At 61.7% G+C, this 20,149-nt stretch carries 18 protein-coding genes; 11 read left to right on the top strand and 7 right to left on the bottom strand.

All coding sequences use genetic code 11. The features are described 5' to 3' along the window. The first annotated feature begins 60 nt into the window (after nucleotides 1-60). A complete protein-coding gene (locus tag QRN42_RS09205; RefSeq protein WP_284978936.1) occupies nucleotides 61-960 on the top strand; it encodes a helix-turn-helix transcriptional regulator in 900 nt (299 codons plus the stop codon). A 22-nt stretch (nucleotides 961-982) separates the two neighbouring features. Here the strand turns inward: QRN42_RS09205 and QRN42_RS09200 are convergent, their stop codons facing one another. Further along, on the bottom strand, nucleotides 983-2,047 hold the full coding sequence (locus tag QRN42_RS09200; RefSeq protein WP_284978935.1) for an LLM class flavin-dependent oxidoreductase: 1,065 nt from the start codon (nucleotides 2,045-2,047) through the stop codon (nucleotides 983-985). A 120-nt stretch (nucleotides 2,048-2,167) separates the two neighbouring features. Beyond that, on the bottom strand, nucleotides 2,168-3,193 hold the full coding sequence (locus QRN42_RS09195; protein ID WP_284978934.1) for a DUF6454 family protein: 1,026 nt from the start codon (nucleotides 3,191-3,193) through the stop codon (nucleotides 2,168-2,170). Nucleotides 3,194-3,539: 346 nt separating this feature from the next. Between QRN42_RS09195 and QRN42_RS09190 the strand changes: the two genes are divergently transcribed. The 4 genes from QRN42_RS09190 to QRN42_RS09175 all read left to right on the top strand — a co-directional run bounded on the left by QRN42_RS09190 (nucleotide 3,540) and on the right by QRN42_RS09175 (nucleotide 9,019). After that, entirely contained in the window at nucleotides 3,540-5,177 is a 1,638-nt protein-coding gene (locus tag QRN42_RS09190; protein WP_284975947.1) for a peptide ABC transporter substrate-binding protein, read from the top strand. Nucleotides 5,178-5,389: 212 nt separating this feature from the next. Continuing rightward, complete coding sequence (locus QRN42_RS09185) at nucleotides 5,390-6,319, top strand: ABC transporter permease (RefSeq protein WP_284975948.1); 930 nt, start codon at nucleotides 5,390-5,392, stop codon at nucleotides 6,317-6,319. After that, nucleotides 6,309-7,292, top strand: coding sequence for an ABC transporter permease (locus tag QRN42_RS09180; RefSeq protein WP_284978933.1), 984 nt, complete (start codon nucleotides 6,309-6,311; stop codon nucleotides 7,290-7,292). The genes QRN42_RS09185 and QRN42_RS09180 overlap by 11 nt, the downstream gene beginning before the upstream one ends. Nucleotides 7,293-7,303: 11 nt before the next feature. Beyond that, a complete protein-coding gene (locus QRN42_RS09175; RefSeq protein ID WP_284978932.1) occupies nucleotides 7,304-9,019 on the top strand; it encodes a dipeptide ABC transporter ATP-binding protein in 1,716 nt (571 codons plus the stop codon). Nucleotides 9,020-9,131: 112 nt separating this feature from the next. Here QRN42_RS09175 and QRN42_RS09170 read toward each other — a convergent pair whose 3' ends face one another. Next, complete coding sequence (locus tag QRN42_RS09170) at nucleotides 9,132-10,007, bottom strand: SGNH/GDSL hydrolase family protein (protein ID WP_284978931.1); 876 nt, start codon at nucleotides 10,005-10,007, stop codon at nucleotides 9,132-9,134. A gap of 247 nt (nucleotides 10,008-10,254) precedes the next feature. Between QRN42_RS09170 and typA the strand changes: the two genes are divergently transcribed. Then, nucleotides 10,255-12,171 (top strand): translational GTPase TypA, encoded by a 1,917-nt coding sequence (gene typA / locus QRN42_RS09165; protein WP_284975952.1) that lies wholly within the window; start codon nucleotides 10,255-10,257, stop codon nucleotides 12,169-12,171. Nucleotides 12,172-12,251: 80 nt separating this feature from the next. On the opposite strand, the gene QRN42_RS09160 is transcribed toward typA, so the two are convergent. Further along, complete coding sequence (locus QRN42_RS09160) at nucleotides 12,252-12,488, bottom strand: putative acetyltransferase (RefSeq protein ID WP_284978930.1); 237 nt, start codon at nucleotides 12,486-12,488, stop codon at nucleotides 12,252-12,254. Between the two features lie 134 nt (nucleotides 12,489-12,622). Here QRN42_RS09160 and fdxA point away from each other — a divergent pair, with 134 nt between their 5' ends. The 3 genes from fdxA (at nucleotide 12,623) to QRN42_RS09145 (ending at nucleotide 15,627) form a co-directional block, all read left to right on the top strand. After that, nucleotides 12,623-12,949 carry a ferredoxin gene (gene fdxA, locus QRN42_RS09155; protein WP_144648485.1) on the top strand — a complete coding sequence of 109 codons (327 nt, stop codon included), beginning with the start codon at nucleotides 12,623-12,625 and terminating at the stop codon, nucleotides 12,947-12,949. Between the two features lie 14 nt (nucleotides 12,950-12,963). Beyond that, nucleotides 12,964-14,112: a succinyldiaminopimelate transaminase gene (gene dapC / locus QRN42_RS09150; protein ID WP_284978929.1), complete on the top strand. Its 1,149-nt coding sequence runs from the start codon at nucleotides 12,964-12,966 to the stop codon at nucleotides 14,110-14,112. 231 nt (nucleotides 14,113-14,343) lie between these two features. Then, nucleotides 14,344-15,627, top strand: a complete 1,284-nt coding sequence (locus QRN42_RS09145; protein WP_284975955.1) for a citrate synthase — start codon at nucleotides 14,344-14,346, stop codon at nucleotides 15,625-15,627. A gap of 69 nt (nucleotides 15,628-15,696) precedes the next feature. Here QRN42_RS09145 and galE read toward each other — a convergent pair whose 3' ends face one another. Then, the gene (galE, locus tag QRN42_RS09140) at nucleotides 15,697-16,740 is read right to left on the bottom strand and encodes a UDP-glucose 4-epimerase GalE (RefSeq protein WP_284978928.1); all 1,044 of its coding nucleotides are present in this window, start codon (nucleotides 16,738-16,740) and stop codon (nucleotides 15,697-15,699) included. 83 nt (nucleotides 16,741-16,823) lie between these two features. On the opposite strand from galE, the gene QRN42_RS09135 reads away from it, so the two are divergent. After that, a complete protein-coding gene (locus QRN42_RS09135) occupies nucleotides 16,824-17,465 on the top strand; it encodes a TetR/AcrR family transcriptional regulator (RefSeq protein WP_284978927.1) in 642 nt (213 codons plus the stop codon). Nucleotides 17,466-17,583: 118 nt separating this feature from the next. Continuing rightward, complete coding sequence (locus QRN42_RS09130; protein ID WP_284975958.1) at nucleotides 17,584-18,195, top strand: hypothetical protein; 612 nt, start codon at nucleotides 17,584-17,586, stop codon at nucleotides 18,193-18,195. A 34-nt stretch (nucleotides 18,196-18,229) separates the two neighbouring features. Here QRN42_RS09130 and QRN42_RS09125 read toward each other — a convergent pair whose 3' ends face one another. Then, nucleotides 18,230-19,072, bottom strand: a complete 843-nt coding sequence (locus QRN42_RS09125; RefSeq protein WP_284978926.1) for a hypothetical protein — start codon at nucleotides 19,070-19,072, stop codon at nucleotides 18,230-18,232. 13 nt (nucleotides 19,073-19,085) lie between these two features. Next, complete coding sequence (gene dapD, locus QRN42_RS09120; protein ID WP_284978925.1) at nucleotides 19,086-20,111, bottom strand: 2,3,4,5-tetrahydropyridine-2,6-dicarboxylate N-succinyltransferase; 1,026 nt, start codon at nucleotides 20,109-20,111, stop codon at nucleotides 19,086-19,088. Between the last annotated feature and the right edge of the window lie 38 nt (nucleotides 20,112-20,149).

Genomic DNA, 20,149 nt, shown 5'->3' with positions numbered 1-20,149 from the left:
CATCAAACGGTGTACCAGCAGGGGACCCCAGCGGAGTTTGGAGGGACGTATTCTCGTGGCATGGACAATAAAGCCGAGGTACGCGAGTTCTTGATGTCGCGCCGGGCAAAGATCACCCCCGAGCGGGCCGGGCTTCCTGCCGGCCCGAACAGGCGCGTTGCCGGGCTTCGCCGCACTGAGGTTGCCGCGCTCGCGGACGTCAGCGTCGAGTACTACGCAAAGCTCGAACGTGGTGCCCTCGGAGGAGCCTCCTCATCCGTGCTCGACGCCATTGCGCGCGCACTTTTCCTCGATGACACGGAGCGGACCCACCTCTTTGACCTTGCCCGCGCGGCCGACGGCATTCCGCTGTCCGGGCGCCCCCGCCGCCGATCAACGAGTAATGTCGCCAGTCGACCCAGCTTGCGCTGGGTGCTCAACACAATTACCGACGGCGTTGCCTTCGTTCAAGACCAGCATCAGGATCTCCTTGCCACGAACGAGCTCGGACGTGCTTTCTACGCACCCCTGATCGGTTCCGGGGGTCGCACTCCGAATCTGGCCCGGTTCCAATTCCTTGACCCTGCGTCCAAGGACTTCTATCCGGATTGGGAGCTCTTCGCCGGGATGTGCGTGGCGATCATGCGGACCGAAGCCGGACGGGACCCCAACGACAAAGACCTCCAGAACCTCGTTGGTGAGTTGTCAACGCAGAGCGACGTATTCCGGCGGCTGTGGGGCGCGCATGACGTCCGGACCCACGGGGCGGGCACAAAGCGGTTCAACCATCCCGTGGTGGGCGAGCTCACCCTTGCTTACGAAGAACTCGTTATGACGGCCGATCCGGGGTGCGTGCTCATGATCTACACTGCGGAGCCAGGCTCGCCCAGCGCTGAGCGATTGCGGTTGCTGGCCAGTTGGGCAGCTAGTGGAGCCGTAGCAGAGCCGCCCCATCAGGAAACCTCCAAGACAGTCAGCTGATGTGTCGGTCCCCTCGGCCGGGCTACGCGTTGGCTCGCGCCGGCGCGGTTGCTCCGGGGGCCCACCCGAGGGCTGGTCCTAGTTTGGTGGCGATGTCAGAAAGTATTTGTATGTAGTCTTCGTGGTCGAAGCTAAAGGGCAGCGCGAACGCCACCTCGTCCACCTCTTGGAAGCCCGCGTGCGCATACAGCTGCTCCGCGATCTCATCACTCGTACCAATAAGGTCCGGCGCGAACAGCATGCCTTTGGGCCCTTGGGGAGCCAGGGTCCGGGGAGTCCGCTCGTCAACGTATCGGTGGTACTTCTTCCGTTGTTGCGCCGTGGCTGAATCGGTGGGTATGACCACCAAGCCCTGCGAGACGCGGGCTGGTCCCTGTGCTTGGGCCGATGCCGCCGCGGCTTCGCGGAAGGCGCGGATCTGGTCTTGCTGGATGCTGGCGAACACCGGCTCCTGATCCCGCTCGGCGAAGACCACACTGCTGGAGAGTAGGTTGAATCCGTGGGCACCGGCCCACGTTGCTGATTGCCTGCTGGCCGCCCCGTACCAGAGGCGTTCGCGAAGCCCCTTCGAGTGCGGTTCCACCCGGTTCGAGAACTCCTCAACCACTCCCTGCTTGCCGGAAAACTCCCGTACCGGTTCGCCCGCAACCAAGCGTGCCAAGCGTTCCAATCGTGTGTAGCTGAAGTCTTCCAGCTCCGCCGAATCCGGGTATAACTCGTGTTTCACAGTGCCATAGTGCATGGGTTCGCCCACGCTCAGGCCTGGATTGATTCGGCCGCCCGCGAGAAGGTCCACAGTGGCTAAATCTTCGGCCAAACGCAGCGGGTTTTCCCATCCCATGGGGGTTACCGCGGTTCCAAGTTCGATGCGCGAGGTGCGCTGGCTGGCCGCCGCCATGATGGCAATCGGGGAAGAGATGCCAAACTGCAGGTGGCGGTGGCGCAGCCAGGCGCTGTCGAAACCGAGCCGCTCACCCAACTCGATGATCTGCAATGTCGATTCGTGGCCCGCGCCTGGATCCGCGGGATCGAACAAACCAATGGTGAGGAATCCCAGTTTGCGTAGCGGTTGCGAGGAGTGGGGCATGGCTTCCCTTAGACGATGGAGCGGCGACTGATCATCATCATAAGGCGGCGGCCGCCGTCGTGAGTCCGCCACTCAGCGCCCAGCGGCGGCGCCCGGTGCTCCACGACGGCGGCTCCGTGTTCACTGGGCGGGGGCGACCGTTGCTTCGTAGGTGAGGATCTCGGTGCCGTTGCCTTCGTCGCCGTTGTCCGGAGCGACCTTCATGGTGAGGTGGTTTCCGTCCGCGGTCATTTTAAAGGGGTTGCGGGTGGCTACGTGCCCGGCAGTGGACCATTGCTGGAACGGAACGTCACGAACCACGTTGTGCGACTTGAGGTCGATCATGGCGATGCCGCCCAATTCATATGTCGCGCTGGTTCCGCCGGCTGCGGGCGTCTGCGGGAGGTTGGTGATCCCGGCGCACAACATCTTGGACCGGGGTACGTACTGGCAGTCCTGGTAGTCGATGAAGTAGTTGGGGTTGTCCCAGGTAGCGAGCTGCTTGCCCTGCAGGTCCCATTCAGCGAAACGGCGCGAACCCCACGTGTTGCCGACAAGGTGGCCCGTCTCTTTGTCCATGACGATGCCGCCGAAGTGGTCCTTCACCTCGAACTGCTTGTGCACGTCCATGGTCTTAGCATCGATCCGGTAGATGATGGCGCTGCTGTTGGGCCGGTACTGTGCCACCGGGACCCATACATTGGTGCCGTCGAAGTCGATGCCACCTGGGTGGTACATGTCGCCCTCACCCAGGACAATGTCCTTTTGCAAATTTCCCGCCTTGTCCATCACGAACAAATGACCGATGCCCTTGCCGGGAGTGCGGTCAAAGCCGCCTTGCGGAGTGGCGAATTTGACCGTCGGCTCAATGATCTGGACGGACGACAGGAAGATGTGGTCCTGGCTGAAGGCGATTCCCTCGGTGTGAAACGTGGGGAAGTTCAACTTCAGCTTTGATGTCTGTTGCCACGAGGTATTGCGGTCGACGCCGCCGAAGGCAGTTGCCAGAGCGGTGTCCGTTTGGCCGCGTCCTTCGGACTGGTCTTTCCTGCCGTTCTGATCGTTTCCGTTTGACGCCTGCGCAGCGGCAGTGCCAACGACGGCGGATGCGGCCAGTATGACCGCGGCGACGGACGTGATGATGGTACTGGTTTTTTTCGTGCTCATGCGGAGGCTCCCAAGATGGTCTGGCAAGAGCCTTCGACGCTACTGACCAGTAATTAATCTCCGGATGCGGCAGGGCAAACTGTGGGTGAACACCGCAGGAGGTGCCCTGTCCTGCTGTCAGACAGCGAATGCTACCACCGAGTAACGTTTGACTTGAAATCCCCGACAATTTAGGCATCCGGAGGTTGCGGAACGGTTACGGTTTGCCCAGCATGTTCCAACATTCGGACACAATGTGGGTAGGCTTACACTCACATGTAGGCAACGTCACAGTAGCTAGCTGTGTCCGCGCCTGGGGGAGATCATGAATTTTCCCTCCTCAACTCCACGACTCATAGGAGGCGGAATGCGTTTCTCGCGCACTTCCAAAGCTCTAGGCGTAGCGGCGATCCTCGCCCTCGCAATGTCCGGTTGCAGTGGCGGCTCCGGTAACAGCTCCAGTTCATCAACGGGCAACAGCAATAAGGTCATCATCGCCGACGGCTCCGAGCCGCAGCGACCGATCATGCCCGCCGACATCAACGAAGTGGGCGGCGGCAAGATCGGCACCCTGATCTTCGCCGGCCTGGTCAGCTACGACGCAAACGGCAAGTCCGTCAACGAGTTGGCCGACTCCATCCAGGCGCCTGACGCCCAGCACTTCACCATCAAGATCAAGAAGGACCAGAAATTTACCAACGGCGAAGCCATCACGGCCAAGACGTTCGTTGATTCCTGGAACTTCGGTGCCGCTGCGAAGAACGCACAGTTGAGTGCGACCTTCTTCGAGAGCATCAAGGGCTACGACGAGGCGAGTGCTACGGGCTCCACCGTGACAACGATGTCCGGCTTGAAGGTTGTTGACGACACCACCTTCACCGTTGAGCTCAAGCAGCCTGAATCAGACTGGCCGCTCCGCCTGGGCTACACAGCCTTCATGCCTGTTCCTTCCGCTGCCTTGGCTGACCCGAAGACCTACGGCGAAAAGCCGGTAGGTAACGGTCCGTACAAGATGGCCGAGAACGGCTGGCAGCACAACGTTCAGATCTCGCTTGTTCCGAACCCGGACTACAACGGTCCGCGCAAGGCCAAGAACGGTGGCATCACGTTCAAGATCTACCAGAACGACGACGCCGCGTACCAGGACCTGCTCAGCAACAACCTGGATGTCCTTCAGACGATTCCCACCAGCGCTGTCGCGAACTTCAAGTCTGACCTGGGCGACCGTTCAATCGAAAAGCCCTACGCTGGTAACCAGACCATCGCGATCCCGGAGTACCTGCCGGCCTGGAGCGGTGAAGCCGGTAAGCTTCGCCGTCAGGCCATCTCGATGGCGATCAACCGCGACGAAATCACCAAGGTCATCTTCAGCGGTGGCCGCCAGCCCGCCAAGGACTTCACGTCCCCCGTGCTGGATGGCTACAGCGACAACGTTCCGGGCTCTGACAACCTGAAGTTCGATGCGGCCAAGGCAAAGGAACTCTGGGCCAAGGCAGACGCCATCCAGAAATGGGACCCGAACACCACCTTCACCATCGCGTACAACGCGGACAAGGGTGGCCACAAGGCTTGGGTCGATGCTGTTACGAACCAGCTGAAGAACAACCTCGGCATCAAGGCGGAAGGCCTTTCCTTCCCGACCTTCAAGGAAGCACGCGACCTGGCTACCTCCGGCAAGCTGACGGGCGCAATCCGTGCCGGCTGGCAGGCTGACTACCCGTCGCTGTACAACTTCCTCGGCCCGATCTACAAGACCGGCGCAGGATCCAACGATGCCCGCTATGACAACCCGGCCTTCAACAAGGCAATCTCCGACGGTCTCTCCGCATCCTCCGTGGCTGACGGTAACAAGGCCATGAACAAGGCGCAGGAGATCCTGCTGCAGGACCTCCCCGCCATCCCGCTGTGGTACCAGGTTGCCCAGGGCGGCTGGAGCACCAACGTCAGCAATGTCGACTATGGCTGGGACGGCGTCCCGCTGTACTACGACATCACCGGTAAGTAAGTAGGGAACGACGGCGGGGGTGCTCACGTGAGTACCGCCGCCGTCGTGCCAAGCCCCACATCAATGACGCCCAACTCCGGTTGGGCGTCCTTGTGCAGGCGGCACTTGCCGCGGCAGGTCCCGCCCGCACATCGGACGAAAAAAGGTTCTTCGATGAACAACTCCGCTGCACTCTTGGATCGGGTGCCTGCAGACAGGGGTGTGACGCGCTAATGGCGACGTACATCCTCAAAAGATTCCTCCAGTTGCTGCCCGTTTTCATCGGCGCAACGTTCCTGGTGTATTTCCTGGTTTTCAGCCTCCCCGGGGATCCCATCGCTGCCCTGTTTGGCGATAAACCGGTCAATGCCGCTGTTGCTGCCAAGCTGCGCTCGCAGTACCACTTGGACCAGCCCTTCATTGTCCAGTACCTGCTCTACCTCAAGAGCATCTTCACTTTTGACTTGGGCCAGGACTTTTCCGGCCGATCGATTGCGGCCGTCCTCGGTGAAGTTTTCCCCGTCACTGCCCGGTTGGCCGTCATGGCGCTCATTTTCGAGGGTGTCTTCGGCATTGCCTTCGGCCTGGTCGCGGGACTGCGTAAGGGCAAGTTCTTTGACGGAACAGTTCTCATCGCATCCCTGATCGTGATCGGCATCCCGATCTTCGTTCTTGGCTTCCTCCTCCAGTTCTTCATCGGCGTGCAGCTTGGCTGGGCGAAACCGACAGTGAGTTCCGCCGCGTCAGTCCAGGACCTGATCCTGCCCGCGATTGTGCTTGGACTGGCATCGTTCGCTTACGTTCTGCGCCTGACCAGGACGAGCGTTATCGAAAACATGAACGCCGACTATGTCAGGACGGCCACGGCCAAGGGATTGTCCCGGTTCCGAGTGGTTAATGTGCACATCCTGCGCAACTCGTTGATTCCAGTGATCACCTTCCTCGGTGCGGACCTCGGCACGCTGATGGGCGGGGCAATCGTCACGGAGGGCATCTTCAACGTTCCCGGCGTCGGCAACCGTCTATACCGCGCGGTGCTGTCCGGAGAAGGTCCTACCGTGGTCTCGATCGTCACCGTTCTGGTGCTGATCTACTGTGTTTCCAACCTTATTGTTGACCTTCTCTACGCTTGGCTTGACCCGAGGATCCGCTATGACTCCTGAAAATAACCTGACCGGTCAGGACACTGGCCGCCGGCACATCGAGCACTTTGTCGCCGACCTCGACGAGACACCGCTGCAGGCCACCGACAAGGTCAAGGAAGAGAACGCCCCCTCGAGCTTGTGGGGTGAAGCGTGGAAAAACCTCCGCAAACAGCCACTGTTCATCATTTCCGTGATCATGATCCTGGTAGTGGTTGTCGTTTCGCTGTTTCCCGGGCTTTTTTCCCCGATCGATCCTTCCTCTGAGGCTTGCCAACTGGCGAACTCGAATGGGGGATCGGTAGCGGGCCATCCCCTGGGGTTCAACAAGCAGGGTTGCGATGTCTATGCTCGCGTTATTTTCGGCACCCGCTCCTCCGTCACAGTGGGTCTCTTCACCACTGTGGGCGTGGTGGTCTTCGGCGGCATCGTAGGGTCCTTGGCCGGCTATTACGGCGGTTGGCTTGACGCCCTGCTGGCCCGGCTCACCGATATCTTCTTTGCCCTGCCCCTGATCCTTGGTGCCATCGTTATGATGCAGCTTCCCGTCTTCCGTGCCAACCGCACCGTGTGGACGTTGGTACTGATCTTGGTTATCTTCGGATGGCCGCAAATTGCCCGTATTACCAGAGGCGCGGTGATCGAGGTCCGGAATGCCGACTTTGTGGTCGCAGCCCGTTCCCTGGGTGTCTCCCGGTTCCGTTCGTTGCTGCGGCACGTGCTCCCAAACTCGTTGGCTCCGATCATCGTTGTTGCCACTATTTCCTTGGGCACGTTCATTGTTGCTGAATCGACGCTTTCATTCCTGGGCATTGGTTTGCCTGCGAGTGTCATGTCCTGGGGTAACGACATCCAAGCCGCCCAAGCGTCACTTCGGTCCAACCCGTTGCCGTTGCTGTATCCGGCTATCGCCCTATCCCTCACGGTCTTGAGCTTCATCATGCTTGGCGATGCTCTTCGTGATGCTCTTGATCCGAAGGCGCGCAAGCGATGAAAGGCGAAGCCATGAATGCATCAGTCCACATCAGGGAAGAATCGTCCGACGCCGAGCGTCCGTTGTTGGAGATCAAGAACCTCGCCATCAACTTCGTCACGAGCAACGGTGAAGTCAACGCGGTACGCAACGCGCACCTGACCGTGATGCCAGGGGAAACCGTGGCCATCGTGGGGGAGTCCGGTTCAGGGAAGTCCACGTCGGCGCTTGCCGCCATCGGGTTGCTTCCGGGCAACGGTCGCGTCGCCGCAGGCGAAATACTGTTCGACGGCGAAGACATCGCCCATGCTTCCGAGAAGCGCATGATTGAGCTCCGCGGAAGCCATATCGGCATGGTTCCCCAAGACCCGATGTCAAACCTGAACCCGGTCTGGAAGATCGGCTTCCAAGTGCGGGAGACGTTGAAGGCCAACGGTCTTCCCTCCGGACCCGAGGACGTCGCCAAAGTCCTTTCCGAGGCAGGGCTTCCGGACGCCGCGCGCAGGGCAAAGCAGTATCCGCATGAGTTCTCGGGCGGCATGCGGCAACGTGCGCTGATCGCGATCGGCCTGTCGTGCCAGCCGCGGCTGCTCATCGCCGACGAGCCGACATCCGCGCTGGATGTCACAGTGCAGCGCCAGATCCTTGATCACTTGGACAAGATGACCACTGAACTCGGCACAGCTGTGCTGCTCATCACCCACGACCTTGGGTTGGCCGCTGAGCGGGCAGACAAGGTGGTTGTGATGTACCGCGGCCAAGTGGTGGAAGCGGGGCCTTCCCTTGAGTTGCTGCAAAACCCGAGGCACCCTTACACCAAGCGCTTGGTTGCTTCAGCTCCGTCGTTGGCGTCACGGCGTATCCAGGTAGCCAAGGAACAAGGCATCGAGTCGGAAGATCTTCTGGCTCCGACGGAACCGGTTGTTGTCAAGGAGGCCCTTCCTGAGGATGTCCTGGTTGTCGAAAATCTGACCAAAGTCTTCAAGCTGCGCGGGGGAATCGGTAAAACCACGGACTTCACTGCCGTCGACTCTGTGTCGTTCGCGGTCAAGCGTGGAACCACTACCGCGATCGTTGGCGAGTCAGGCTCCGGAAAGTCCACAGTGGCCCAGATGGTGCTCAACCTGTTGGAACCGACCTCCGGAAAGATCACTTTTGATGGGGTGGACACGTCCACGCTGAACAGCAAGGACCTGTTCAAATTCCGGCGCCGTGTACAGCCGATCTTCCAGGATCCATACGGTTCGTTGGACCCGATGTACAACATCTTCCGGACCATCGAAGAGCCGCTCCGAACCCACAAGATCGGCAACAAGGCGAGCCGGGAAAAGAAGGTCCGGGAGCTTTTGGACCAAGTGGCACTGCCCCAATCGACCATGCGCCGCTACCCCAACGAGCTCTCCGGTGGCCAGCGCCAGCGTATTGCCATCGCCCGAGCCCTCGCGTTGGACCCCGAAGTGATCATTTGTGATGAAGCGGTCTCGGCACTGGATGTCTTGGTCCAAGCGCAGGTGCTCAACCTGTTGGCCGACCTCCAGGACAACCTCGGCTTGACGTACCTCTTCATCACCCATGACCTGGCGGTGGTTCGGCAAATCGCCGACCACGTCTGTGTGATGCAGAAGGGCAAGCTCGTGGAAACGGGCAGCACTGACGACGTGTTCGATAACCCCCGTGAGGCATACACGCAGGCACTGCTGGACGCCATCCCGGGTGGTTCCCTGCTCTTGCCGCCTGAGGTGGCCTGACCGACGTCGTACGTCGCCAGCGCCGTGGCATGAAAGCAGCGCCGTGGCATGAGAGCAGCACCGCGACATGAGAGCCGGTGGTTCCCCACAAGGGGAGCTGCCGGCTCTCTTGCTATTTCGGCGTTTTGCCGGTTCCGCCCGGGCGGGCGGCCAGTCCTAAAGCCAGGAGTTGCTTGGCCAGGGCACTTCCGAGTTTCGCGTGGCCTGACGGTTTTACATGGACACCATCAATGAGGTCTCCCACAGCGTTGTAGCGGGTCAACCAGTCACCGGTGCTGACGAACGGAATTCCGTGGTTGGCGGCAATCCGGCCGATCAAGGCGTCCACCTCCGTGCGGCGTCCGCCTCCATTCCCGGCGCCGCGGGCCAACGTGCCAATCATCGCCAGCGCGGCGTCTGGGTAGCGCTGCTTGAGGGCTGCGAGCAGCCGCTCGGCGTTCGCAGTAATCTGGCCGTCCGTGGCGTGCTGCGTGGCATCATTCCCACCGCCCTCGACGACGACGAGGGGTGGTTCACCGTAGGGGAGGACCCAGTCGCCGCGTTGCAGCGCATCGATGTAGTTAGCGGTCTTCCCGTTGCCGGCGACGTACCCTGTGCCGCCCATGCCTGCGACGTAGAGCTTGTACCCCAAGGCTGCTATGCCTCGCTGGGGCCAGGAGTCCTTGGGCATTGCTTGGGAATCGCCAATCAGGACGGCTGTATGGTCGACGTCGGCCAGGACCACTTCGCTGCGCTTGCTGACGTGATTTTTGAACAAACCACCCACAGGCACGTTGAGGGGCACGAGCTCGGAGGCGACCCTTTGGGCGCTGCCGGCGGAGGCGGCTTGCCCGGAGGGCGAGGCAGGGGAGGAGTTGGGTTGGGACTGGGGGCTGGGTCCGCAGCCGGCCAAGAGAACGCCGACGGCGATCAATGGAGCAAGCATGCGGAGCCGGGCCGAAGCTGGGGGCATCGAGGGGTCTCCGTGGGGCACTGGTACTGCTGCCATAATGGTCCACCGTTGCCCGAAAATCCAGCATCAAGACGTGAGGTTTCGGCCACACAGCCGCATGTGAGCGGCGCCACATCCAGAGGGTGGATAGCTTGCTTTTTAGGCTCAGAAATGCAACTGCGTTTAGACTTGTGCTAGGTGCCCTGTGTCCCGGGGTCTTTTCGCTGTGTGTTCCGATCAAGTCGATCAGGTATGCGCGCGGATACAAACAGCTGATTTCACCACTGAATCGAGTCATTACCGCATGTCTGAAACCATCACCAACACTGCGTCGCGTAGCGATCTGCGCAACGTCGCGATCGTCGCACACGTTGACCACGGCAAGACCACCTTGGTCGACGCCATGCTCAAGCAGACCAACTCCTTCGCTTCCCACGGTGAGGTTGAGGACCGCGTCATGGACTCCGGTGACCTGGAACGCGAAAAGGGCATCACGATCCTCGCGAAGAACACCACGGTTGCCTACAACGGCCCGTCGTCCAACGGCGAGACCATCACCATCAACGTCATCGACACCCCTGGCCACGCTGACTTCGGTGGCGAGGTGGAGCGCGGCTTGTCCATGGTTGACGGTGTCGTTCTGCTCGTGGATGCATCCGAGGGCCCGCTGCCGCAGACCCGCTTCGTTCTCCGTAAGGCGCTGGCAGCCCACCTTCCCGTGATCCTCCTGGTCAACAAGACCGACCGTCCCGATGCCCGCATCGATGAAGTTGTCCACGAATCCATGGACCTCCTCCTCGGTTTGGCTTCTGACCTTGCCGACGAGGTCCCGGACCTTGACCTGGACAAGATCCTTGAAGTTCCGGTCGTCTACGCTGCTGCCAAGGTTGGCCGCGCATCCCTGGACCAGCCTGCTGATGGGCTGGCTCCGGAAAACGAGGACCTTGAGCCGCTGTTCAAGACCATCATCGAGCACATCCCGGCTCCTACGTACAACCCGGACGGCGTGCTGCAGGCACACGTGACCAACCTGGACGCTTCCCCGTTCCTTGGCCGCCTCGCCCTGCTCCGCATCTACAACGGCACCCTCCGTAAGGGCCAGACTGTGGCCTGGGCACGCGCCAACGGTGAACTCAAGAACGTCAAGATCACTGAACTGCTGGCCACCAAGGCCCTGACCCGTGTTCCTGCCGAGTCCGCAGGCCCCGGTGAGATCGTCGCCGTCGCCGGTATTGAAGACATCACCATTGGTGAAACCCTCACGGACGCCGAGAACCCGCAGCCGCTTCCGCTGATCACCGTGGATGACCCCGCGATCTCCATGACCATCGGTATCAACACCTCCCCGTTGGCCGGCAAGGTCAAGGGCGCCAAGGTCACCGCCCGCCAGGTGAAGGACCGCCTGGACAAGGAACTGATCGGTAACGTCTCCATCAAGGTACTTCCCACCGAGCGTCCTGACGCTTGGGAAGTCCAGGGCCGTGGCGAGCTCGCCCTGGCAATCCTCGTGGAGCAGATGCGCCGCGAAGGCTTCGAGCTGACTGTTGGCAAGCCGCAGGTTGTCACCAAGACCATCGACGGCAAGATCCACGAGCCGATGGAACACATGACCATCGACGTTCCGGAAGAGTACCTCGGTGCCGTCACGCAGCTCATGGCAGCCCGCAAGGGCCGGATGACCAACATGGCCAACCACGGTACCGGCTGGTGCCGCATGGAATTCATCGTTCCTGCCCGTGGTCTGATCGGTTTCCGCACCAAGTTCCTCACCGACACCCGTGGCGCCGGTATCGCTGCTTCCATCTCCGAGGGCTACGAGCCGTGGGCCGGCCCCATCGAATACCGCACCAACGGTTCGATGATCGCCGACCGTGCCGGTGTTGTGACGCCGTTCGCCATGATCAACCTCCAGGAGCGCGGTTCCTTCTTCGTGAAGCCCACCTCCGAGGTTTATGAGGGCATGATCGTCGGCGAGAACTCCCGCGCTGATGACATGGACGTGAACATCACCAAGGAAAAGAAGCTCACCAACATGCGTGCCGCTTCTTCCGACACCTTCGAGAACCTGACGCCGCCGCGCGACCTCACCCTCGAAGAGTCCCTCGAATTCGCCCGCGAAGACGAGTGTGTCGAGGTGACCCCGGATTCCATCCGCATCCGCAAGCTCATCCTTGACTCCAACGAGCGTGCCAAGGCCAACCGCGCCCGCGCCAAGTCCTAAGTGAACGAAGGAGCCGCCAGAACGCTCCGGGGCATTGCCTCGGCCGTTCCGGCGGCTCTTTTCGTTGGTGCTGCTCGTCTTTAGCGGGACTCGCGGCGCTGCGGTGGGGGCGGAACTTCCTTAGCCGCAACCACCAGCGCCAGGGGGATTTCGACGTCGGACGTCCGCGTTCGTACGGTGCAGCTGCTATCGCTGGTCTCCACCAGGTAGCCCAACGCGTCGGTGAGGCCGCCCTCGATTTTGTACCTGACCACCAGCCGAATGCCTGGCTGGGCACTGAGGAGGAACTGTCGGGGCTGCGCATGCGGGGGAGTCACCGTTTCATACTAAGACGCGGGCTAGGTTGGCGTGAGCGCACTGTTGGATAATAGGCTCAGAAGTTGAGTGCCCGGCATGCTGCCGGCAGTATCACCCGGCCATGGCCGGGACTAACCGTTGAGAGGTCTGGGACGTGACGTACGTAATCGCGCAGCCGTGTGTGGATGTCAAGGACAAGGCATGTATCGAAGAATGCCCTGTGGACTGCATTTACGAAGGTGAGCGTTCCCTCTACATCCACCCCGATGAATGCGTCGACTGTGGTGCCTGCGAACCTGTTTGCCCCGTGGAGGCCATCTACTACGAGGATGACACCCCGGAAGAATGGGCTGACTACTACAAGGCCAATGTCGAATTCTTCGACGATCTTGGCTCGCCGGGTGGCGCCGCCAAGATCGGCAACACCGGCAAGGACCACCCGTTCATTGCTGCGCTGCCCTTGCAGAACCAAGACCACTGAGGGCGGTTGCTTCCTTGATTTCCGCCGCACCGGCTTTCGGCCTGAACCTGCCTGACTACCCGTGGGAGGCTATGGCTCCGTATGTTGCCACGGCCGCCAAACACCCCGGGGGAGTGGTAAACCTTTCCATTGGGACTCCCGTGGACCCCACTCCGGGGCTCATCCGGGACGCACTGGACGCGGCCTCCGACGCCCACGGGTACCCGACCGTTCACGGCACCGAGGGTCTTCGCCAGGCTGTGGTGGAGTGGTTCGCCAGCCGCCGCGGCGTGCCGGGGCTGGACCCTAAAGACGTCATGCCGACCGTTGGGTCCAAAGAGTTGGTGGCCTGGCTGCCGTTCCTGCTTGGACTAGGCAGCGGAGACGTGGTGGTCAGGCCCTCCGTCGCCTACCCGACGTACGACATCGGAGCATCCCTGGCCGGTGCCACTGCCATCGCTGCCGATGACTTGGATGAGCTCGACGCCGCTACCCGCGCGAAGGTGCGGTTGGTGTGGATCAACTCCCCCGGGAATCCCACGGGAAGTGTCCGGGACGTCGAGTCACTCCGGAAGATCGTGGCACAAGCCCGGGAGCTTGGTGCCGTGGTTGCCTCTGATGAGTGCTACGCCGAGTTGGGCTGGGGCGAATGGGACGTCCAGCGTGGGGGCGAGGCAGTCCCCAGCGTCCTGGATCCCCGTGTTACCGGCGGATCCACAGAGGGTTTGCTCTGTGTCTACTCATTGAGCAAGCAATCCAATGTCGCGGGGTACCGGGCCGCCTTCGTGGCCGGAGACTCTGCCATCATGGCCAACCTGGTCAACAGCCGTAAACATGCCGGGATGATTGTTCCCTACCCCGTCCAAGAGGCCATGCGCGTGGCCTTGGGCGACGCCGCACATGTCGTGGCCCAGAAAGATCTCTACCGTGGACGCCGCGAACGGATTGTTCCGGCCTTGGAGCGATTTGGCCTGCAGATCCACGAATCAAAGGCGGGCCTCTACCTCTGGTCCACGGCAGGCGAAGCGACATGGGACACTGTTTCGCGGTTCGCGGACCTGGGCATTGTGGTGGGCCCCGGGGTCTTCTACGGCGATGCCGGCGAAGGCTTCGTTCGCGTTGCCCTGACAGGCACGGACGAACGCATCGACGCAGCTGTTGCGCGCTTGGGTGCCAGCTCATAACAAAGCTGTGACTTAGGGCACTAACAGGGCCATTCCGCCGGTAACCGGACCTCACGGATTAGTTCCGTGGGGTTACTGGCGGTAGCTTTTAACTGACTATCAATGGTGGCCTTCGCTAAGAAAGCACTTCGGCCGTTGGAGCCCTGCAACAGTAGGGCCGGGGGCCGCGACACCAGACGTTGGTCGGACAAGCGTTCGATAGAGGCCTTGAGGCCTCATGAAGGGGACTCCATGACTGAGACCACCAGCGCGACACTGCGCCATGCCGGCGGCGAACTCGAACTGCCGCGTATCAAGGTTGTAGAAGGAAACGAAGGTTACGACGTTTCCAAGCTGCTGAAGCAGACGGGCGCCGTCGCTTATGACCCCGGCTTCATGAACACTGCGGCCACCACCTCGGCCATCACCTACATCGACGGCGACGCAGGCATCCTGCGTTACCGCGGTTACCCCATCGAGCAGCTCGCACAGCACTCGAGCTTCCTTGAGGTTTCATACCTCCTCATCTATGGCAACCTGCCGACTCCTACTGAGTTGGAAGAGTTCGATCAGCGCATCCGCCACCACACCCTCCTCCACGAGGAATTGAAGGGCTTCTTTGGTGGCTTCCCGAGGGACGCGCACCCCATGCCGGTGCTTTCCTCAGCCGTCTCCGCGTTGTCCACGTTCTACCAGGACTCGCTGGATCCCTTCAACGCCGAGCACGTGGAAGTTTCCACCATTCGCCTGATGGCGAAGCTGCCGGTGATTGCCGCTTATGCGCACAAGAAGTCGGTAGGGCAACCGATGCTCTACCCGGACAACTCCATGAACCTCGTGGAGAACTTCCTCCGCCTCAGCTTCGGCCTTCCCGCCGAGCAGTATGAGATGGACCCTGTAGTGGTTAAGGCATTGGACCTCCTCCTGATCCTGCACGCTGACCACGAGCAGAACTGTTCCACGTCCACCGTCCGCTTGGTGGGTTCGTCCAACGCGAACCTCTTTGCTTCGGTGTCAGCCGGTATCAACGCCCTCTTCGGCCCCGCTCACGGCGGCGCCAACGAAGCTGTGCTCAAGATGCTTCGCCAGATCCAAGCCGACGGCATCAAGCCTGAGGATTACATGGAGAAGGTCAAGAACAAGGAAGACGGCGTCCGCCTCATGGGCTTCGGGCACCGCGTGTACAAGAACTACGATCCCCGCGCCAAGATCATCAAGGCAACGGCTCACGAGGTACTCGGCAAGCTCGGCGGTAACGACGAACTGTTGGACATCGCCATGCGCCTCGAAGAGAAGGCCTTGGCCGATGACTACTTCATCCAGCGCAAGCTGTACCCGAACGTGGACTTCTACACCGGCCTGATCTACAAGGCCATGGGTTTCCCGGAGAAGATGTTCACCGTCCTGTTCGCCATTGGCCGCCTCCCGGGCTGGATTGCCCAGTGGCGCGAAATGATCAACGATCCCCAGACCAAGATCGGCCGCCCGCGGCAGCTCTACACAGGGGAGCCGGAGCGCAACTACCCGGTCAACTGATACGGCAAAAACGTCATTAACGACGTCGGCCGCCCACCTCGCGCGAGGTGGGCGGCCGACGTCGTTAAGCTACGGGGCCGTGGCTGCGGACGCGGGCTGGGCCGCGTTGTAACCGAAGGGGTTGTTCTTCTGCCAGCGCCAGTGGTCCTCGCACATTTGGTCCACGGTCTTGGTGGTGGACCAGCCAAGGTCTGCCAGGGCCGAGGAGGCATCGGCCCAGAACGCGGGCAGATCGCCCGCTCGCCGGCCCGTGATCTCGTACGGGAGCTCGTGCCCCACGGCCTTCTCAAAGGACCGGAGAACCTCAAGCACGGACGATCCCTTGCCGGAGCCCAGGTTCCAGCGGCGCACACCGGCGTGTGATGCGATGAAGTCCAAGGCAGCAACGTGGCCCTCGGCCAAGTCCACCACGTGGATGTAGTCCCGCTGGCAGGTACCGTCCGGGGTGTCATAGTCGCCGCCGAACACCATCAGCTTCTCGCGACGTCCCACTGCCACTTGGGCGATGAACGGCACCAGGTTGTTCGGGATGCCCTGAGGGTCCTCGCCGATGCGGCCGGACGGGTGGGCGCCCACAGGGTTGAAATAGCGCAGCAGTGCGATATGCCAGCGGTCATCGGCGTTGCCGAGGTCGGAGAGGATGTCCTCGATTTGCTCCTTCGTACGCCCATAGGGGTTGTTGGCGCCGATCTCCATCTTCTCGATGTAGGGGATGGGGTTGTGTTCGCCGTACACAGTGGCCGAGGAGCTGAAAACGATTGACCTGACGTTGTGCTTGTCCATGGCGCGGAGCAGGTTCAGCGTTCCCACGATGTTGTTGTAGTAGTAAGCGAGCGGCTCCTGCACGGATTCGCCCACCGCCTTCAGTCCGGCGAAGTGGATGACGGCGTCGATCCGGTGCTGGTCGAACACGGCCTCGACAGCGGGCTCGTCCACCAGGTCAACCTTGTGGAACACGGCGCTCTTGCCGGTGAGCTCAGAGACGCGGCGGAGGGATTCTTCGCTGGAGTTCACGAGATTGTCCACCACGACGACGTCGTGGCCAGCCTCTTGCAGGGACAAAACGGTGTGGGAACCGATGTAGCCGGTGCCGCCCGTGACAAGGATTTTCATGGGTCCTACGCTATCGGAAAGTGGAGCCACGCCGCTCGCCCGCCGGTGACCAGCGTAGAAGCACGTTCGTGCTAAAAATACTAGTGCCCAAAATTGTTGATGCCGAAGCCCGACGCCAGGAAGTTGTCCACGCTGTGTTTCGAATTATTGCCAGTGATGGCTTGGAACGGGCGTCCCTCCGGGAAGTAGCTGATGAAGCGGGGCTGGCAGTGGGTTCAGTACGGCACTACTTTGCCAGCAGCGACGAATTGCTGGTCTTCTCTTTTGGGGTTGTCGTTGACCGAATCGTAGGACGGTTGGAGTCCGCCATGGCGGCCGTGGAAGGGGAAGGCTCCGGAAGCCCGGAACAGCACGCCGCTATCCTGTCCCTCCTCGGTCAACTCCTGCCGTTGGACGAAGAACTGGCAGTAGATGCCTGTGTGTGGATGGCATTCCGCAACGCGGCGCGCATCAAACCGGTCCTGGCACCCGAGGCCGAGCGCAGCCACAGGGCTGTTGCCGCCGTCGTCGGACGACTGGTCATGATCCTGAACAAGGAGTCCACAGGCGGCCAGGATGCCGACGGACAACAGGCACTGGTCAACGAGGCCGAAAGGCTTTTGGCTACCATGGACGGCCTCTGCATGCATGCGCTCCTCCACCCCGAGTGGATGACGGCACGGATGTGCAGCGACGTCCTCACGGCACACCTCAGGTCAATGGAAAGTGCGGCGGCTCCCGTGTGAGGGCCCGTCCCGCGCAGAAGGCCCGCATCCCAAGTAAGGGCAACTTTCCCGTTCCGCCTGACGGCAACGGGAATAGACTGGGATTTGTTGGGAATCTGCTGCCAAGGGAGGCATTCGGATGCACGAAACGGGCGGCCCGGGGTGGCGAATTACCTTGGACACATCGGGGCCAATGCTCATCGCACTGTACCTGCGGGATGTAGCGGGATTGGACGGTGCGGGCAAGCCCACCCTCTCCCACGCCGCTCCCAAGGTCAGGCACGCGGACCACACCCACCTGACCGCCGACGTCGGCGGCCTACCGGCCCTGAAGACAGAATGGGAGGCTTGGTGGGAGAACCTGGTGAAGTCCTACCCGAACGAAGCCCTTGAGCTTTCGCCCCCGGGTTTCCAGGCCTTTGGCAACTCTCCTGCCTTGCAACGGGTGCTTCAGGCCCACTTTGGTTCAGCGTTGGACTGGGCTACTGACCGGATCGAAGAGTACGCAGACATCGAGGCTGCCCGGGAAGCCAATGGCGTGACGGAAGTGCTCGGTGAGATGGTGGAGGACAGGCTGCTGGAGGTGGGGCGCAGCTCCCGGGACTTCGACCTCACCATCATCGAACTGCCGCTCGCCGAACCCCGCGCTTGGTATCTCGAACCCAGCACCATGATCATGAGCCACCGGCTCTTGTCCCAACCGGATGTGTTCCGAAGCTACGTCCAACCCGTGGTGGAGTTGCTCGCCTAGCGTTCGAATGCTTGCCTGACGTTCGGAAACCCGCCTACGTGGGTGGCGCCGAGACGGTGATGGTCACTGATTCCGAAGGAGCCACAGAGGCTTGCCAGCCGTCGCGCTTTTGACGGTTCCACGTTTGCCCTGCGACATCCACTTGGGTGATCGACAGGGTCTTCGCGTTGGCCACGGCCCACTGGGCCACCGCCCACCCTTGGGCGCCGGAGATCCCGAGGTGGACCGAGCGGCCCTGGACTGTCGCCTGCTGGGTGCCGAACGCCGTCGTGATGCCTTCGACGACGGCGCTTGGGTCACCAGCCGCGTCCGGCATACGAAGCACGCAGTTCAGTGCGGATTCCGAGTGGCCGGTCAGGGCGGAGGCAAATGCCCGGGCCATGTCCTCGTGCTGTGAGTAGGCCTGGGGAAACGCGGAGCGTTGGACGGCTTGTGCGGCCTGGGTAATATCCATGGTTTGGTATCCGGGCACCTTCACCAAACGATCGAAGAAAACGTTGGTGGCATACACAGGGTCCATCACCTGGGCTTCCGTGCCCCAGCCTTGGGAAGGACGTTGCTGGAACAGTCCGCGGGAGTCGGGGCCGGCCTGATCGCCATAGTTGATGTTCCGCAGCATAGATTCCTGCATGGCCGTCGCTATGGCAATGCTCGCAGCCCGGGGTGGCAGTCCGCGCTGCACGGAGATCGCCGTAATGAGGGAAGCGTTCGCGGCTTGGTCGGTGGCGAGCTCGTGGCTGGCCGTTCCGGCAACCGCCACGCAGCGCTCCGAGACCAGTGTTTCGGAGCGCTGCAGGACAGCGAACACTGCGAAGACGGCGCTGGCAACCAAGGCCAACGCCAGCACCACAATGACGGCCCGGCGCAGGCGGCGCATGGGTTTTCTCCTGCTAGTTGGCGTGGAGCGCCTCATTCAACTCAACAGTCTGGCCCTTACGGGGCAGGACCTCGACGCCGCCAGTGGTGGAGTTGCGGCGGAAGAGCAGGTTGGGGACGCCGGAGAGTTCCACTGCCTTGATGATCTTGCTGGTGTCTTCACCGTTCTCGTCCTTGGGCCCGGGAACGCGAACCCGGGTACCGGCGGTGACGTAAAGGCCGGCTTCCACCACCGAGTCATCGCCAATGCTGATGCCCACACCCGAGTTGGCGCCCAGCAGCACGCGCTCACCCAGGGCGATCTTCTCCTTGCCGCCGCCGGACAGCGTGCCCATGATGGATGCGCCGCCTCCGACGTCGGTCCCGTCACCGGCAACGACGCCGGCAGAGATCCGTCCTTCCACCATGGAGGTGCCGAGCGTCCCGGCATTGAAGTTCACGAAGCCTTCGTGCATCACTGTGGTGCCTTCGGCGAGGTGCGCACCGAGGCGTACGCGGTCGGCGTCGGCAATGCGCACACCGGTAGGAACCACGTAGTCCACCATCCTGGGGAACTTGTCCACGCCGTAAACCACAACGTTGCCGCGCTTGCGCAGGCGCGCGCGGGTCAGTTCGAAACCCTCCACCGCGGCTGGACCGAAGTTGGTCCACACCACGTTGGGAAGCTTGCCGAAGAGGCCGTCGAGGTTGATGCTGTTCGGTGCAACCAAGCGGTGGGAAAGGAGGTGGAGGCGCAGGTAGGCGTCGGCGGTGTCAGCCGGTGCGGCGTCGAGGTCGATCTGTGCGAAGACGACCTTTTGTTCTGTGCCGCGCTCGGCATCCTTGCTGTCATCGGCGAGTGCAAGCAGCGAGGGATCGGCGTTCTCGACGTCCCGCAGGGTCTCCGCAGCAACGCCGAGGGCCGGGGCCGGATACCAAACGTCCAGCACCGTTGCTTCGCCGGAGGCTGAGGTGGCGATGGTGGCAAGTCCGAATCCATAGGCTGATCGATCGTTGGCGGGCGCGGTCGCGGGCGCAGCGGAGGAAGCAGTTTCAGTCATGGGCCAAGTCTATCCAGCAGGCCAACGGCGGCTGAAAC

Origin of the sequence: Arthrobacter sp. fls2-241-R2A-200, assembly GCF_030209745.1 — a bacterium.
Lineage (GTDB): Bacteria > Actinomycetota > Actinomycetes > Actinomycetales > Micrococcaceae > Arthrobacter.
The sequence above is the reverse complement of the archived record's forward strand: the minus strand, read 5'-3'. Positions and strand labels throughout refer to the sequence as shown.